Raw genomic sequence first — 14,797 nt, forward strand, 5'->3', positions numbered from 1 at the left:
GCCTAGCCGGCCGTCGATACGGCCGCCGGTTTCGAGAGCGGTGGCGCGCCAAGCTCGCTGCGGTCAAGCACATCAGGCCGCCGTAGTTCGCGGCGCGCATATTCGCTGAGTTCGAGCCCGTGTCCGGGACGATCGGGTGCCATCGCAATGCCGTCGACAATGGCGATCGGCTCTTCGACCAGCGCGTCGAAGTTCTGGAACGAGTATTCAAGCCATTCGACGTCGGGCAGCGCGCATGCGCAGTGCACGCCCACTTCGAGGAAGGTATTGCCCATGCTGACCGGCACACCGAGGTCGGCGGCGAGCCAGCCCACGCGCATGACATCCGTCACCTGCCCGTGCACGTTGAGGATGTCGACGGCGCCGGCCTCCATCAATGCACGCTTGCCACTCGCGTCGAGATACTCACCCGTATTCAGCGCGGTCCACGTGGCGTTGTGCCGGATGTGCCGCAGGCCTTCGAAATCGTTGCGCAACGTCGGATCCTCGACCCAGAGCAAGGCGTGCCCGGCGTCGCGGATGCGTTCGAGTTTCACGACGGCTTCCTTGGGCGACCACGCTTCGTTCGCATCGATCATGACCTGTGCGTCGGCCCGCACGAGCTTCTTGAGCAAGTCGAGGCGATGAAGGTCGCGCTCGAAGTCCGGGTGCCCGACCTTGATCTTGAACGCGGTGTAGCCTAGTGCGTCGGCACGTCCAAAAAGTTCGGCGAAGTCGGTGTCGCTCAGATGAAAGTCGAGCCCGCTCGCGTACGCCTTGATCCGGTCGCGCCGCGCACCGAGCATCTGCCAAAGCGGCATGCCAGCCTGCTTCGCGGCCAGGTCCCATAGCGCGACCTGGATTGCTTCATGGAAAGGCAACGTCAACGCGCGGTGGTTGCCGCCGCGCGGACGCGCTACACGATGCACCAGTGCGAGCGGCCGCTCTCCTTCCAGCGTGGGCCAGACTTCAAAGCGGAAAATGCGCTCGATTTCCGCTTCGGGCGGCAACGGCACGAACAATGACTGCGCAAAGCCCAGGCCCGTGAGCCCGTTCTCACCGATCAGCTCGAGCGCCACGACGTGAGCATCGTCGGCCCGGACCTGGCTATCGCCGATTACCCGATCTCGGGCAAACTGGAACCGCGTAATACGGAAGTCAACGATACGCATGACGGAGTGCCCTGATAGATCAGATGGCGTAATTGATATATCATGCTAGTCGTTACGATCGGAGATCACAAGTGGGTAGAACGAGAAAAGATGCGCTCGCCGAGCCGGCATCCGCTGAAACAGCCGTGGAAAGTTCGCCGGACACCGAGACTGCAAGCGGCGGCGCGCGGCTCAGCGACATAGCGTACGAGCGGATTCTCGAGGGGTTGTTCGAGCGCAAACTGCCTGCCGGTGCATTCGTTTCGCAGAAGGAACTCGTCCAGCTTCTGGGTATACCCGTAGCGCCGCTGCGTGACGCATTGCGCGTGCTCGAAGCGGAAGGGGTACTGACAATTCACCCGCGCTCGGGCATTCAGTTCATCAAGCCGGGGCTCGAACTCACTCGGGCAACGTATCAGTTCCGCAGCATCATCGAGCGCGCGGCGATCCGCGTGTTCGCCGAGACCGCGGAAGAAGAGTCGATTCGTTCACTCGAAAAGCGACATCTCGCGCTGGTGTCCGCGATCGAGAAGCAAGGTCTCAATGCGCGGCACCTCACCGAAGTCGAAGCGCTCGAAACCTCGCTGCATCATGCGGTCATCACGTCGCTCGGCAATCCGCTCGTCGAGAACAGTTACCGGCGCATGCACAATTACCTGAAACTGTTGCGTCTCGAACGCAAGCTCACTGCGCCGCTAGTACTGCGCACGCTCAAGGAACACCTCGCGATTCTCGAGGCTTGCAGGGTGCGTGATCCGGATGCCGCCGAAGCTGCCGTCACGGCGCACTTTGCGGCGGCGTTGCAGCGCAATCTCGGGATGTATTGAGCGAGAAGCGCACGCGCTTGACAACGTCTCGTATCTGGGACGCATCGCAGGGCTACACGCAAATACGCCTGTGCCGATGAGTCGCCGCGATCCGGTATTTGCCATTGCGCAGGCGCGCTGGCCCGTTGCGATCAGCGCACGTTTCCCGGTGAGGGCGGGCCACGCGGCAAATAAGCCGTCGATCACACGCGCACTGGCTGCGTCAAAACACGGGACCACTTTCCAACGTGGGCGTCGGCGCGTAGTCCGCACGGTCCGGTCTGCCAGCGTCGCACAACACGGCGAGTTCACCGGTGCCGGGCAGGCTGGCGATGGGTCGGGGCGTGATGGTGGCGTAAGGATTTCGCCGTTTCACACATTTCTTTGCACTCCTGGGATAAAGACCGCGCCCGATGGAGTTGTTTGCAAAAATTGAATAGTTACGCTTTGCAGCGAACTCGGCACGTGGACCGAAATGTAAGGAGTTATTGATGCAAATGGCGAACAAGGTTGGCCTCGTAACAGGCGCTGGTTCGGGGATGGGACGCGCTGCGGCGGTTGCGCTGGCGCGGCAAGGCGCGACCGTGGTACTGGCGGGGCGCGGGGAGGACAAGCTGGTCAGTGTGAAGAAAGAAATCGCCGATTTCGGCGGGAAGGCCGAGGTGATGGCAGCGGACGTATCGCGCCAGAAAGATAACCAGGAACTCGTCGCGTTCGTGGAATCCCGCTTCGGACGCCTCGATTTCGCGTTCAACAACGCGGGGGGACATGCCGACTTCAAGCCGATCGATCAGACCTCGGTCGAGGAGTCTGAATGGGTGATCGACCTGAATTTCAAAGGGGTTTACTACGGCGTCAAGTATCAGGTGGAGGCGATGCTGCGCGCCGGCGGTGGATCGATCGTCAATAACGCGTCGATCTTCGGGTTGCGCGGAATTGACGGGATTGCCCACTACGTTGCGAGCAAGCATGCGGTCGTCGGCCTCACCCGCGCGGTCGCGAAGGAGTACGCGCAGAAGAACATTCGCGTCAATGCGGTCTGCCCGGGGGCGACCGAGACGCCCAATTACATGCGCGTGACTGGCGGCGACGTTCACCTGCTGGACGAGATCATCCCGATGCGGCGCCTTGGACAACCCGTTGAAGTGGCGGATGCGGTGGTGTGGCTGCTCGCGGATCAGGCAGCCTACGTCACGGGAGCGACGCTCTCGGTTGACGGCGGGATGAGCATCTGATCGGGCTGGCCGGCCAGCCCATGTGATTTTTTCGGGTCCGTCAGTAGGAAACCTAAACGTATAGCGGAATCCGCGGTTTGCGGGATCAATGACGAGCCTGACCATGGCTGCGGTGCGCTCCTGTGAGTTGCCCAGGACTTCGACTGACGAAATTCAAAAGTTCGCATTGCGTCAGCAGCTGAATTCGACCAGTGCAATGGATCATGGCTAGTCCGCCCTGTCGAAATGGAAACGCGTTTTTTTGAATTGTTGCTCGGAACGCAATATTGGTAAACAATTCAGCCGAAGTCCTTGGTTCAACATTTCCAACTTATAAAGTAGATGACACAAAAGGAGGCGTCGAGTTGCAAGCTGAATCTAATGACGAATCCAACCCCTCATCTGATGCTGAGCTGTTTCAGACGCGTGACATAGAGCAAGCCCGACAGTGGGGAGCGCGTACGTTTTGCGAAAACGAACTTCGAAACATTGATGTTCGAAATGAACTCAATGCACGCCTGCTGTATCGGAAGTATGGCTCCATCGGCATCGGACGAATGAGTTACGGTGGCGAAGTCACAATCCGACCTGATACGTTCGATGATTTTTATCTGGTTCAGGTGCCGCTAAGTGGCGGTGAGCGCATCATCCATGGCAACGAGACTATCAACTCGTCGCCCACGGTCGGTACGATACTTAACGCCAGGCAACAACACGAAATCAATCACGGGACGGGTACTGAAAAACTGATTCTCCGCATTGATCGCGATCTGGTGGAACGTCTGTGTGGGCAGCATCTCGGTAACGGTGCGCAGACCAAGGTGGAATTTGAAACTGCTATGCCGCTGGATTCCGCAGCCGGCAGGCGGTGGGCTTCCACCATGCAATGGTTGTTCGATTACGTGGATGGTACTCAATCGCCATCGCCTTTGTTGGCGGCACAAATCGAGCACATGATTGGCTCGCTATTGCTCGTCAGTCAGGCAAGCAATCACAGCTCGGCACTTAATCAGGATCGCTCGCGTTCGGTCACCCCGGCTTTTATTAGGAAAGCAGAGCTGTTCATCGAAGAGCGCGCTCATGAGCCGATTACGGTAGGGAGCATTGCGGAGCACGTAGGAGTGAGTACCAGTTCGTTATACACAGGATTCCGCAAGTATCGAAACACGTCACCCATGCACCTGTTAAAGAGCATCAGACTCAATCGGGTGCGGGAGCAGTTGTTGAAGTGCGATCCTAAGAACACAACAGTTACAGCAGTAGCGTACCAGTGGGGGTTCGCTCATCTAGGGCACTTCACCACTGACTACAAACGTTGGTTCGGCGAGAGTCCGGGTGAAACACTGGCCCGCTAGGTCGATTAACCGAGCGACTGGAGCCGCCAATATCGATCCCCGCTGCATTCGGAACTGCCTCGGGACTGCCTTCGCGCTTGCACATCGCCTGTCGGATCATCGTGGGGGGACGGCAATGCCGTGGGAAGCATCGATATCGACTCGATCGGCTCGTTCCGCTCACCACTGTCGCCGACAATTCCCCGGGTCATGCTGTTAAGCGGGCTGACTACCGCTGCACCATTGGCTTGTCGGTCATCATCGCACCGCCGTCCGCCTTTATATCCTATTCCTTGCATCGTCTCGTTTCTCCGCGACCGTCGACCTGGCCGACCGGGTTGAATTGCGGTTGACTTAGACGCGTTTCGCAGGCGACTGAAGTAACGATCGCACGGGCGTGCTCAGGGGCATGAAGGCGCTCGCGCACCCGCGCCAGCACCCGCAGTCAGTCCATGTCGCTTGGGATCGAAAACAGGGTGCTCACTTTGCCCTTGCGTTCTATTTGCGCAACAACCCCTCTCACGAGCGCCGTTTTTCTTCTAAGGATAAACCCTAGAACCTATTTTGAATGCATGGACGGGATAGATCGCGTAGTCATTGGAGTGTCTGTGTCTGGCTGAGGGAATAGTATTTCCTTGCGGTTACTCTTCACCGGGTCCGCAGGAGATTCGGTGCGAAACCGTACCGGTAATGAAGCGTTTTCAAGTCACGTTCCCCTCGTTATCCAGGAGACACATAGATGTCCGATCAGCCGGTTGTTCGCCGTCGCGTTGCTCAGCATTCGATTAGCGACACTCGTTACAACGACGCAAAGTCGCAATCGCAGTATCAGCCCTACAAAGACGCAGCATGGGGCTTCATCAACCACTGGTACCCGGCGATGTTCAGCAAGGAACTCGTGGAAGTTGTCGATGGCGAAGGCGGTGACGAAGATATCATCCCGAGTGTGAAGGGCGTTCAAATCGCAGGCGTCCCGATCGCGCTGCGTCGCGTCAACGGCAAGGTTTTCGCCGTCAAGGATCAGTGCGTGCACCGCGGCATTCGCCTGTCCGAAAAGCCGATGTGTTTCAATAAGGAAACGATCACGTGCTGGTACCACGGCTTCACGTTCAATCTGGACGACGGCAAGCTCAGTACCATCGTCGCCAACCCGCAAGACAAGCTGATCGGCACGACCGGCATCACGACGTATCCGGTTGAAGAAGTCGCGGGCATGATCTTCGTATTCGTGCGTGAAGACGACTTCCCGCTCGAAGACGTTCCGCCGCTGTCGGACGACCTCCCATTCCGTTTCCCGGAAAACAGTGAGCGTTTTCCCCACCCCCTGTGGCCCGCGGCCCCGTCGATCCTCGACGAGGGTGCAGTAGCGCACGGTATGCACCGTACAGGATTCGGCAACTGGCGTATCGCGTGCGAAAACGGTTTCGACAACGCACACATCCTGGTTCACAAGGATAACTCGATTATCCACGTGAATGACTGGGTGCTCCCGCTGGGCATCCTGCCGGTCTCGGACGACTGCATTCAAGTCGTTGAGGACGAAACGGGGCCGAAGGGCATGATGCAATGGCTGTTCACTGACAAGTGGCAGCCTGTCCTGGAGAACAAGGACCTAGGCCTCAAAATAGACAACCTGAACGGCCGCTTCTACCGTACGTCGGTGGTTTTGCCGGGCGTTCTCATGGTCGAAAACTGGCCGGAAGAGCATGTCGTTCAGTACGAGTGGTACGTTCCGATCACGGACGACACGCACGAGTATTGGGAAGTACTGGTCCGCATCTGCCCGACCGAGGAAGATCGCAAAAAGTTCAAGTACCGTTTCGACCGCGTTTACAAGGAACTCTGCTTGCACGGGTTCAACGATTGCGATCTCTACGCTCGCGAAGCAATGCAGCACTTCTACGCCGACGGCACGGGCTGGGACGACGAACAGCTGGTCTCGACCGATATTTCGCCCGTCACGTGGCGCAAGCTGGCCTCGCGCCACAATCGTGGGATCGCGAAACCGGGCAAGGGCACGTTCGGAGCAGTGAAGACCCACAGCACACGCTTCAAAGACACGGCTGACGGCAAGCGCCCCGCCTACTTCGTGGATCAGGTTTGGTTCTAAACCTTTATTGACTGGGGTTCGGCTGTCGAACCCCAGACAAAGCGGTTCCCCACAGTACCCCTGACGCTCAGTCATGAGGATGGAGATCACGTTTGCTCCCCCCGGTCTTCATTCTCGTTTCGGTGTGCGTCTGGGCCTCGACCTAAATTAACTATCCTCAGCCTTCTAGTCCGTTATGAGCAGCCTTCCAAGCGATCTGCATAACCTCGAAATCTATGATCTGTCGTTGCTGATTCGCAAAGGCGAAGTCAGCCCGATCGACGTTACGAAGGCACAACTCGCCCGCATAGATGCGCTGGATACGGATTTGCGAAGCTATGCACGCGTGACTCCGGAATTAGCGATGCAGCAAGCGGAGCAGGCGGCGAAAGAGATGCAAGCCGGGGACGTCAGAAGTCCCTTGCACGGTATTCCGCTCGCAGTTAAAGACTTGTTCGATACCCAGGGCGTAGTTAGCGCAGGCGGTATGCCGGTTCATGCACAGCGCGTACCTGCGGAGAACGCGACGGTTGTGCAACGCCTGCAGGATGCAGGATCGGTCATGCTGGGTAAGCTTCAAATGACGGAAGGCGCATTCGCCATCCACCATCCGACAATCCCTGACCCGGTTAATCCGTGGGGTGCTGCGCACTGGTGCGGCGCTTCATCCTCGGGTTGCGGCGTCGCTACTGCGGCCCGGTTGTGCTATGGCACGATCGGGTCGGACACAGGTGGTTCGGTGCGCTTCCCTAGTGCAGCTAACAATCTGACTGGATTAAAGACCAGCTACGGAACTATCAGTCGTAAAGGCGCGATGGAGCTGGCTGCGTCGCTGGACCACGTGGGTCCCATGGCTCGCTCTGCCCGAGATGTGCTTCTTCTTCTTGCAGTTATCGGCGGACACGATACACAACGGTTGCTCGCCACCATTGACGAAAAACGATTCGCCGATTTCCTGAAAGGCTTTAAGGGATTGCGAATTGGCATGGATGAATCGTGGATTTCGGATGGCGTCGATCCAGTGATTCAGTGTGCAATTCAACAGGTCAAGGTAATCCTCGCCGAAGCAGGTGGAACGATCAAGAGCATCAAGGTTCCGGATACACGCAATACCAGTTCCGACTGGGAGCTTCATTGCGGGGTTCAAACGGCTGTTGCTCATGAAGCGACATACCCCAGCAAAGCCGGTGAGTACGGTCCCGCACTATCCCGTTTGATTGATCAGGGACGCGAACTCAAAGCCGTGGACTACGAGCGGATTATTCGTGAAGCTCAACAGTTCACGCGCGAGATGGACGCTGTATTCGCAGAGGTCGACATTGTATTGGCTCCGGTGCAGCCGTATGCGGCTCCGACATACGAACAGTTGGCGGGTCTTGCTTCGGACCCCGAAGCTAATCGGCGGCTGATTCAGTTTACATCGCCGTTCAACGCTTCGGGTCATCCGGCATTGTCGGTACCCATCGGATTCACAGACAAGGGATTGCCCATCGGCGGGCAACTCATCGGCCGCAAGTATCAGGACGACCTCCTCTGTATGGTCGGCATGGTACTGCAGAGCCACAGTGATTGGCATCGTCAGGTCCCGCCTGGATTGGCTTGATTGATATCGAATACGTTTTACTTCTGGATTAAGTCATGACCCAAGCCCACCAGATCACCGTTAATTTCGCTGATGGTGTCAGCCATACCTTTGCCGCTGAATCCGGTGAAAACATTCTCGATGCTGCTATCAGGGCCGAAGTGCCTGTGCTGTATCAATGCCGGGCCGGTGCCTGCGCTTCCTGTACGTGCAAGCTCGCAAAAGGCGAGGCCGTGAACATTCCCGGTGCGAGTTCGACGTTGCTGGCTTCGGAGTTCGCGGAAGGCAATCGTCTGCTGTGCGTTACCAAGGCCGAATCCGATTGCACGTTCAATGTCGCATACGGTAGCGAAGTGGGATCGAGCGTTGCACAAGAGGTCAGCGTCTTTATCGACTCCATCGAGCGCATTGGTTCGAACGTCATGCGGCTGACGGTGGAACTAGCCGAAGGCAATTGGCTTGAATTCCGCCCCGGTCAATTCATGCAGATCGCGGTGCCGGGCGTGGGCGTTCTTCGTTCGTACTCGCCGTCATCTACGTCGCTGACGCTGCCGAAGATGGAATTCCTGGTCCGTCTGCTGCCTGACGGCGCGATGTCCACGTTCCTCGAAAATCAGGCACAGGTTGACCAAGTGCTGAAGCTGAAGGGTCCGTACGGCGCATTCTTTCTTCGCGAAGAACACAAGCGTAGCCCGCACATCTTCGTTGCTGGCGGTACGGGACTGGCCCCCATCCTGTCCATGATCGATAGTCTCCGGCAGGCAGGGGGTAGAAAGCCGCCGATGCTGCTCAGTTTCGGCTGTGCGGTTCCGGAAGCTCTTTTCGCTCTGGAGGACATCGAGTTGCGGCAGCATTGGTTGCCCACGCTGAAGACCCGCATCTGCGTTGATCGCAACGCCACCGAAGACCTGCATCAAGGTTCACCGGTCTCGGCACTCAGGGAAGGGGACGTCACGGACCCCAACACAGTCGCCTACCTGTGCGGCCCCCAGCCAATGATCGACACAGCAACTACGCGATTGATCGAGCTGGGAGTGAAACCGGAATTGATTTTCGCAGAGCAGTTTGTTGCGTCGAACTGAAGGAGCGGACATGGAATTCAATCCTACGAAACAGGTGCCGTTTTCGGCCCAGCAGAACGAATGGTATGAAAAAGCGAAAGCCAATCTGAACCCGAAACGTCTGCAACAACTGCTGTTCGAACTGACGAACATCCATAGCCCTACAGGGGCGACGCGCGATGCTGCGGATTACATGCAGCAGCACATGAGAATAATCGGCCTGGAAACGAGGACCCACGATCTGTCTCCGATCAGTCGGTCGGTGATGGGGGAATATCGTGGTTCGGGTGACGGGGCATCGTTGCTGCTCTATGCACCGCTCGACACGCACCTGGATCGCACCAAAGAGGAAGAGATTCTTTCGGGCGAGGGGCAGGAGGCGGATGTGCAGCCCTACGCACAGCAAGTCGATGACTGGGTATTTGGCCTCGGGGCTTCGAATCCCAAGGGCATGATTGCTACGCATACCGAGGTGTGCACGGCGCTGATCGAAGCAGGTATCCCGTTGAAGGGCAATCTCCTGCTGGGTATGGCCGACGGCGGCATGCCCGTCGATATCAAAGAGCGCCATTCGGGTATGTCCAATGGCGTGCTGGGATTGCTGAATCGTGGCATGTATCCCGATTTCGCAATCATCATGAAGCCGTGGAATTGGGTCTACCACGAAGAGCCTGGTATGGCCTGGTTCAAGATTCGCGTGCGCGGCACCATGGGCTACGCAGGTATTCCACATGATGTTCCGGGCTTCCGCTCGTCCGTGGTTCCCGCAGCTACGGTGATTCAGGAATTGCAGGCCTGGCTCCCCGAGTACACGAAGCGCAATACATCGGGCGTTGTCGCCCCCCATGGCTGGATTGCAGGGGTTCGCGGCGGCCAGATGGAAAGGCCCGCATTCCCTTCGGCTGTAACCGATATCTTTTTTGACGTACGCGTGAATCCTCGAGTTAGCCCCGCTGACGTCAAGGCGCAGTTCGCAGCGTTCATTGCCGATCTGAAAGCTCGTCAGCCCGAAATCGAACTCGATTGGGAAATGTACGGCTCGGTCCCAGGCGGCACAACTGATCCGGACAACTGGATCATTCAGTCGGCTAAGCGCGGTTGGGAGCATATCGAGGGTCGTCCGCACGGTACGCCTGATTATCTGGCTGGTCAGACCGATGGCGCAGCCCTTCGCCGCTACGGCGTGCCGACTGCGCGTATCGGTTGGCCGTGGCCTGCTACTGGCGCTCCGATGCCGGTCGCTGAAGGATTGGGTGGTATGGGTGCCACCTATGTGCCCGATCTCATGCCCTGCGCTGAAAAGATTCTGTACGCCGTGATCGATACGCTTACGCGTGATCGAAGTGAGCTTGGTCTGTAAGTTGTGAATCCCGCTAGTTAGTAGCAAGGACACTCCCAATGAAGAACGATAAGGATCAGCCATTTGTCGATCTCACGATCACAGATGACTGGTCAGTCGATGGCATCGTAGTGATGCGCAAGGTCAAGCATTGCCTGTTTCCGAACTGGGTCGGCGGCGAGCAAAAGCGCTGTGCAAAACTGAACGGCGATCAGTTGTCGTTGACCACCCACAAGCTGGAAGCAGGTACGTCGGAAGCTCGCGTTGCGCGTCTAACGTTCAAACGCGTTTAAGGCTCAGGTATCCCAGCTATTCTTGAGTGCCTTTTCCATATGCCTTTGCATGGCTACTTCGATCCTAAGCCCGAAGTGGTTGCCGAAGTTTCCAGGGTCAATGCGGTCTCGCAGGAACGTGTTCGTGCCTTCGATCCTGAGCTGGTAGTCGTGTTTGCACCCGATCACTACAACATCCGGTGCGGGTAGACCGCGAGACCCTTACTCTGGGTTACACAGGCGTCTATTCGTCGTTCCTGCGTGACTCGGAAGTTGCGGCTGAAAAGTACGGCTTGAACACGGTCGATATTCCGTTCGAGCTGGGCAAGCGTCGTATGGTCGGCGGTCAAAAGGACAGGATCGTTGACGTGGTTTTAGATTTGCTCAAAGCGAGAAACTAATAACGGTGACGCTCAGGCTTCACTTCTGAAAGCGGCTCCCTCCATAGAAGAGGGAGTCATACATCGCAGTCCCAACGGACATAGCGTAAAACGTAGTGCCGCAGCAAAAGCCGGGCGCTGATGGGTGAGGAGAAGTGGGTAATGAAAATCAAACAATGTGCATTGCTTATCGGTGCGGTAGTCGCAGCGAATGCCAATGCACAATCCGTTCAGATCTACGGTCTTATCGATTCGGGTGTCATGTACACCTCGAATGTCGGTGGCAAGAAATTGCTGTCCATCGATCCGGATAGTCAGGCGCCTGATCTGTTCGGTTTCGTAGGCAGCGAAGATCTGGGCGCCGGCACCAAAGCGATCTTCAAGCTCGAAGGTCAGTTCAATATGAACAACGGTGCGATGATCAACGGTCTGTTTGGCCATACGGCCTACGTTGGTCTTCAGGACGAAAAGTGGGGTACGCTGACGGCCGGTAATCAGATCGACTTTATGTTCGATTCGCTGGTTCCAGAACGCTGGGGTCCTGCATTCCCGATCATCAACGCGATGAATCTGCGTCAGAGTTCGTTCGAATTGAACAGTCCGCGGATTCCGGGCAACGGCTCGTTCGACTTCGACCGTCTTTTGGGCTCGGCGGTGCCGAATTCCATCAAGTACAAGAGCCCGACGTACAACGGTTTCTCCTTTGGAGGCCTGTACAGCTTCGGCGGTGTCGCGGGTAACTTCGGTTCGAACTCGGCGCAAAGCTTTGGCGTCAACTACCGCAATGGCGGCTTTTCGCTGAACGGTGCCTATACGTACATCAAGTACCCGGAACTGAACAATGGCAACGACGGCATTCGGAACTACGGTGTCGGCGCATCGTGGATGCTGGGTGCCGCTGAATTTGCTGCCCTGTACACGAATACGGCTAATACGCAGAACGGTGCGCGTATTGGCGTGTATGAAGCGGACGTGACATACGCATTGTCCACTCCGCTGCATGCGCACTTCTCGTACCAGTACCAGAAGGGCAACCATGTGTTGAACGAGCAACACGTGAATCAGGAAACCCTCTCGGTTGTCTACCTGCTGTCGAAGCGCACGAGCCTGTTCTCGACGCTGGCATTCCAGCAGTCGTCCGGTGGACCCGCATGGATTCTGATGGCTGCGGGTCCTGCGTCGGGTGGCCGCCAGGCGGCCTTCAGTCTCGGCCTTATCCACTCGTTCTGATCTGGATCGGGAAACCCGTAATGAAAGTTCCTGGCGCACAGAGCGTCGGGAACCATTTAAAGGAGACACAGAGTTGAGCAACAATCAAACGATGCGAGCTGCGCGTGTTCACGACGCCTCGGGCAAGTTCAAAATCGAGACCATTCCGTATCCGAGACTCCAGCGTCCCACGGATGTGATCGTTCAGCTGAAAGCGTCGGGTGTGGTTCCGAATCTGCGCAACGTCATCAGCAACTATGCGAACGACAAGGCATATTTGACGTTGCCCGATCTTCCGGCAATCTTCGGTCTGGACGCAGCAGGCATCGTGGCGGAAGTCGGTGACGCAGTGACCGGTCTCAAGGTAGGTGATCGCGTATACATCAATCCGGGTCGCTCGTGCGGTTCGTGCCACGCATGTCGCGTTGGCGAAAGCATTTTTTGCGAAGCCTATACGTTCCAGGGCTACTTTGGCTTCGGTCCGAAGTCGAAGAAGGTCTACGAACAGTACCCGTATGGTGGGTTCAGTCAGTACGCTACGGCACCGGCAGATGGTCTGGTGAAGCTTGGCAATGAAGTTAGCTTCGAAACCGGCGCACGTTTCGGCTACCTGGGCACGGCATACGCGGGTCTGCGGAAAGCCGGTGTTGCTGCCTTCAAGAACGTTCTTATCATCGGCGGCACGGGTACGCTGGGTCTGGGCGCCACGCTGATCGCACGTGCCATGGGCGCAGCCAAAATCATGGTCGTTGCCCGCAACGAAGAAACGCTGGCTCGTGTAAAGGCGATCGATCCCCGGCGAATCTCCACATTCGTATCCGGTTCGGGCGACATGGCGGCATGGGCCAAGGAACAGACGCGCGGCGTTGGTGTTGACGCAGTGGTGGACGCAATCGCTCCGAGTCCGACCAACATGCAGGTGACGAAAGACGCATTGGGTTGCCTGCGTCGTGGCGGTCGCCTGGTGGAAATCGGCGCACAGATCAATGAAGTGCCGATCAACATGCACGAAATGATGTGCTCGGCCCTGTCGGTCATCGGTTCGCTGTGGTTCACCGTTGGTGAAGGCCAGGATCTGGTGAACATGATCGAAGCAGGTACGCTCGACGTATCGGTTTTCGAAAACCACACGTACACGCTGGATCAGGCAAACGAAGCGCTGAGCGACGCAGAAAAGCGCGCTGGCGGTTTTATCAATGTGGTCATCACACAATAACCGGGAGTAAGAAGATGGTACGTCGAGTTGTTACTGGTCAAAGAGACGGGAAATCTGTGATCCTCAGTGACGCCGAAGCGCAAGGCCATGAATTCGCCGCGGTGCCGGGATTCAAGACCACGCAGGTATGGGCTACCGATCCGTCAAACGTATTGCCGCATACGGGCGGCGATCCGGTTGGGACGTCTATCTCAGTGCTGCCCGCATTGAATGGTTCGCGCTTCATGATTGTGCAATTTCCACCCGATTCGGTGATGGCGGACCCAAGTTTCGATGGGGCCGCTGCCGGTGCTGAATATGCGGAGGCGTTACCGGGTCTCGCTGAATGCTTCGAACCCGATGGTTCGGGATTTCACATCACCGACTCGATTGACTACGATATCATCCTGGCCGGCGAATTGACGCTCGAGTTGGATGATGGTGAAACACGTGATCTTCGGGCGGGTGATATCGTGATTCAGAATGGCACAAGACACGCTTGGCGAAATCGCAGCACGCAGCCTGCGGTGATGGCTTCGATTCTTCTCGGAACCCCACGCAAGTAGGCATTAGTCAAGAATAGGACTGGGGGAATCAGAATGAGCAATCTGCAATCGAACGATCATCACGTACACAATGCGCAGCGAACGGCCAGACACGTCGAGAAGCTGGAATGGAATGATGGCCTGCTTCTCGGCCACGGTCCGATGGATGATGAGCACAGGGAATTCGTGAACGTCGTCATGGCATTGCGCTATAGCACTGTGGAAACCGCACTGGCCGCTCTCGCGGCGGTGGAAGCACATCTGATTTCCCACTTCGATCTTGAACATGAATGGATGGACAAGACCGCATTTCCAGACGTCTATTCCAAATGCCATCGCGATCAACACGATGAGGTTCTTGCCTCAGTGTTTCAAGTACATCAGTTGGCCGCTATTGGTCAGATTGGTTTGGGGGGCGTTCATCGGCTTGCACAATCGCTGATGGACTGGTTTCCTGGGCACGCCGACTATATGGATTCGTCGCTCTCCGCGTGGATAAACGGTAAAACGCACGGCGGGCAGGCAGTAGTTTTGCGGCGCAATCTAGTGTATGAAGAGCGCATTCCTGACGGTGACCCAAAAAACGACGTTCACGCCAAAGCCGCTTAAGCGTGTTGATGGACATATGGAGAGAGACATCA

Annotated in this window: 13 protein-coding genes and 2 pseudogenes; 14 read left to right on the forward strand and 1 reads right to left on the reverse strand. The window is 57.0% G+C overall.

Going from position 1 to position 14,797, the window contains the following annotated elements:
- Positions 1-2: 2 nt before the first annotated feature.
- Positions 3-1,151, reverse strand: a complete 1,149-nt coding sequence (locus LJ655_RS25830; protein ID WP_230564020.1) for a mandelate racemase/muconate lactonizing enzyme family protein — start codon at positions 1,149-1,151, stop codon at positions 3-5.
- 71 nt (positions 1,152-1,222) lie between these two features.
- Between LJ655_RS25830 and LJ655_RS25835 the strand changes: the two genes are divergently transcribed.
- From LJ655_RS25835 to LJ655_RS25905, 14 genes and pseudogenes are all read left to right on the forward strand, one after another.
- Positions 1,223-1,957, forward strand: coding sequence for a GntR family transcriptional regulator (locus tag LJ655_RS25835; protein ID WP_230564021.1), 735 nt, complete (start codon positions 1,223-1,225; stop codon positions 1,955-1,957).
- Between the two features lie 470 nt (positions 1,958-2,427).
- Positions 2,428-3,171, forward strand: a complete 744-nt coding sequence (locus LJ655_RS25845) for an SDR family NAD(P)-dependent oxidoreductase (protein ID WP_230564022.1) — start codon at positions 2,428-2,430, stop codon at positions 3,169-3,171.
- Positions 3,172-3,437: 266 nt separating this feature from the next.
- A complete protein-coding gene (locus tag LJ655_RS25850) occupies positions 3,438-4,505 on the forward strand; it encodes an AraC family transcriptional regulator (protein ID WP_230564023.1) in 1,068 nt (355 codons plus the stop codon).
- A gap of 718 nt (positions 4,506-5,223) precedes the next feature.
- Positions 5,224-6,594 carry a Rieske 2Fe-2S domain-containing protein gene (locus LJ655_RS25855; RefSeq protein WP_230564024.1) on the forward strand — a complete coding sequence of 457 codons (1,371 nt, stop codon included), beginning with the start codon at positions 5,224-5,226 and terminating at the stop codon, positions 6,592-6,594.
- 175 nt (positions 6,595-6,769) lie between these two features.
- A complete protein-coding gene (locus tag LJ655_RS25860; protein WP_230564025.1) occupies positions 6,770-8,176 on the forward strand; it encodes an amidase in 1,407 nt (468 codons plus the stop codon).
- A gap of 35 nt (positions 8,177-8,211) precedes the next feature.
- Positions 8,212-9,237, forward strand: coding sequence for an FAD-binding oxidoreductase (locus tag LJ655_RS25865; protein WP_230564026.1), 1,026 nt, complete (start codon positions 8,212-8,214; stop codon positions 9,235-9,237).
- A gap of 10 nt (positions 9,238-9,247) precedes the next feature.
- Positions 9,248-10,576, forward strand: a complete 1,329-nt coding sequence (locus tag LJ655_RS25870) for a M20 family metallopeptidase (RefSeq protein ID WP_230564027.1) — start codon at positions 9,248-9,250, stop codon at positions 10,574-10,576.
- A 38-nt stretch (positions 10,577-10,614) separates the two neighbouring features.
- On the forward strand, positions 10,615-10,848 hold the full coding sequence (locus LJ655_RS25875) for a lipocalin-like domain-containing protein (RefSeq protein ID WP_230564028.1): 234 nt from the start codon (positions 10,615-10,617) through the stop codon (positions 10,846-10,848).
- A gap of 9 nt (positions 10,849-10,857) precedes the next feature.
- A pseudogene (gene mhpB, locus LJ655_RS25880) lies at positions 10,858-11,022 on the forward strand (3-carboxyethylcatechol 2,3-dioxygenase); the annotation flags it as partial.
- Positions 11,010-11,228, forward strand: a pseudogene (locus LJ655_RS25885) (4-hydroxy-2-oxovalerate aldolase); the annotation flags it as partial. The pseudogenes mhpB and LJ655_RS25885, both read left to right, overlap by 13 nt.
- A 141-nt stretch (positions 11,229-11,369) precedes the next feature.
- Positions 11,370-12,437: a porin gene (locus LJ655_RS25890; protein ID WP_230564029.1), complete on the forward strand. Its 1,068-nt coding sequence runs from the start codon at positions 11,370-11,372 to the stop codon at positions 12,435-12,437.
- Positions 12,438-12,510: 73 nt separating this feature from the next.
- Positions 12,511-13,632, forward strand: a complete 1,122-nt coding sequence (locus LJ655_RS25895; protein WP_230564030.1) for an alcohol dehydrogenase catalytic domain-containing protein — start codon at positions 12,511-12,513, stop codon at positions 13,630-13,632.
- Between the two features lie 14 nt (positions 13,633-13,646).
- Entirely contained in the window at positions 13,647-14,177 is a 531-nt protein-coding gene (locus tag LJ655_RS25900; RefSeq protein ID WP_230564031.1) for a cupin domain-containing protein, read from the forward strand.
- Between the two features lie 33 nt (positions 14,178-14,210).
- Positions 14,211-14,765: a hemerythrin domain-containing protein gene (locus tag LJ655_RS25905; protein ID WP_230564032.1), complete on the forward strand. Its 555-nt coding sequence runs from the start codon at positions 14,211-14,213 to the stop codon at positions 14,763-14,765.
- Positions 14,766-14,797: the final 32 nt, after the last annotated feature.

The sequence above is a fragment of the Paraburkholderia translucens genome, assembly GCF_020881035.1.
GTDB classification, from domain to species: Bacteria; Pseudomonadota; Gammaproteobacteria; order Burkholderiales; family Burkholderiaceae; genus Paraburkholderia; species Paraburkholderia translucens.

Excerpts from the sequence above, each read along its gene's own strand:
- LJ655_RS25845 (WP_230564022.1), top strand. The coding sequence starts at position 2,428 with ATGCAAATGGCGAACAAGGTTGGCCTCGTAACAGGCGCTGGTTCGGGG.
- LJ655_RS25830 (WP_230564020.1), bottom strand. The coding sequence starts at position 1,151 with ATGCGTATCGTTGACTTCCGTATTACGCGGTTCCAGTTTGCCCGAGAT.
- LJ655_RS25900 (WP_230564031.1), top strand. The coding sequence starts at position 13,647 with ATGGTACGTCGAGTTGTTACTGGTCAAAGAGACGGGAAATCTGTGATC.
- LJ655_RS25875 (WP_230564028.1), top strand. The coding sequence starts at position 10,615 with ATGAAGAACGATAAGGATCAGCCATTTGTCGATCTCACGATCACAGAT.
- LJ655_RS25905 (WP_230564032.1), top strand. The coding sequence starts at position 14,211 with ATGAGCAATCTGCAATCGAACGATCATCACGTACACAATGCGCAGCGA.
- LJ655_RS25890 (WP_230564029.1), top strand. The coding sequence starts at position 11,370 with ATGAAAATCAAACAATGTGCATTGCTTATCGGTGCGGTAGTCGCAGCG.
- LJ655_RS25860 (WP_230564025.1), top strand. The coding sequence starts at position 6,770 with ATGAGCAGCCTTCCAAGCGATCTGCATAACCTCGAAATCTATGATCTG.
- LJ655_RS25865 (WP_230564026.1), top strand. The coding sequence starts at position 8,212 with ATGACCCAAGCCCACCAGATCACCGTTAATTTCGCTGATGGTGTCAGC.
- LJ655_RS25870 (WP_230564027.1), top strand. The coding sequence starts at position 9,248 with ATGGAATTCAATCCTACGAAACAGGTGCCGTTTTCGGCCCAGCAGAAC.
- LJ655_RS25855 (WP_230564024.1), top strand. The coding sequence starts at position 5,224 with ATGTCCGATCAGCCGGTTGTTCGCCGTCGCGTTGCTCAGCATTCGATT.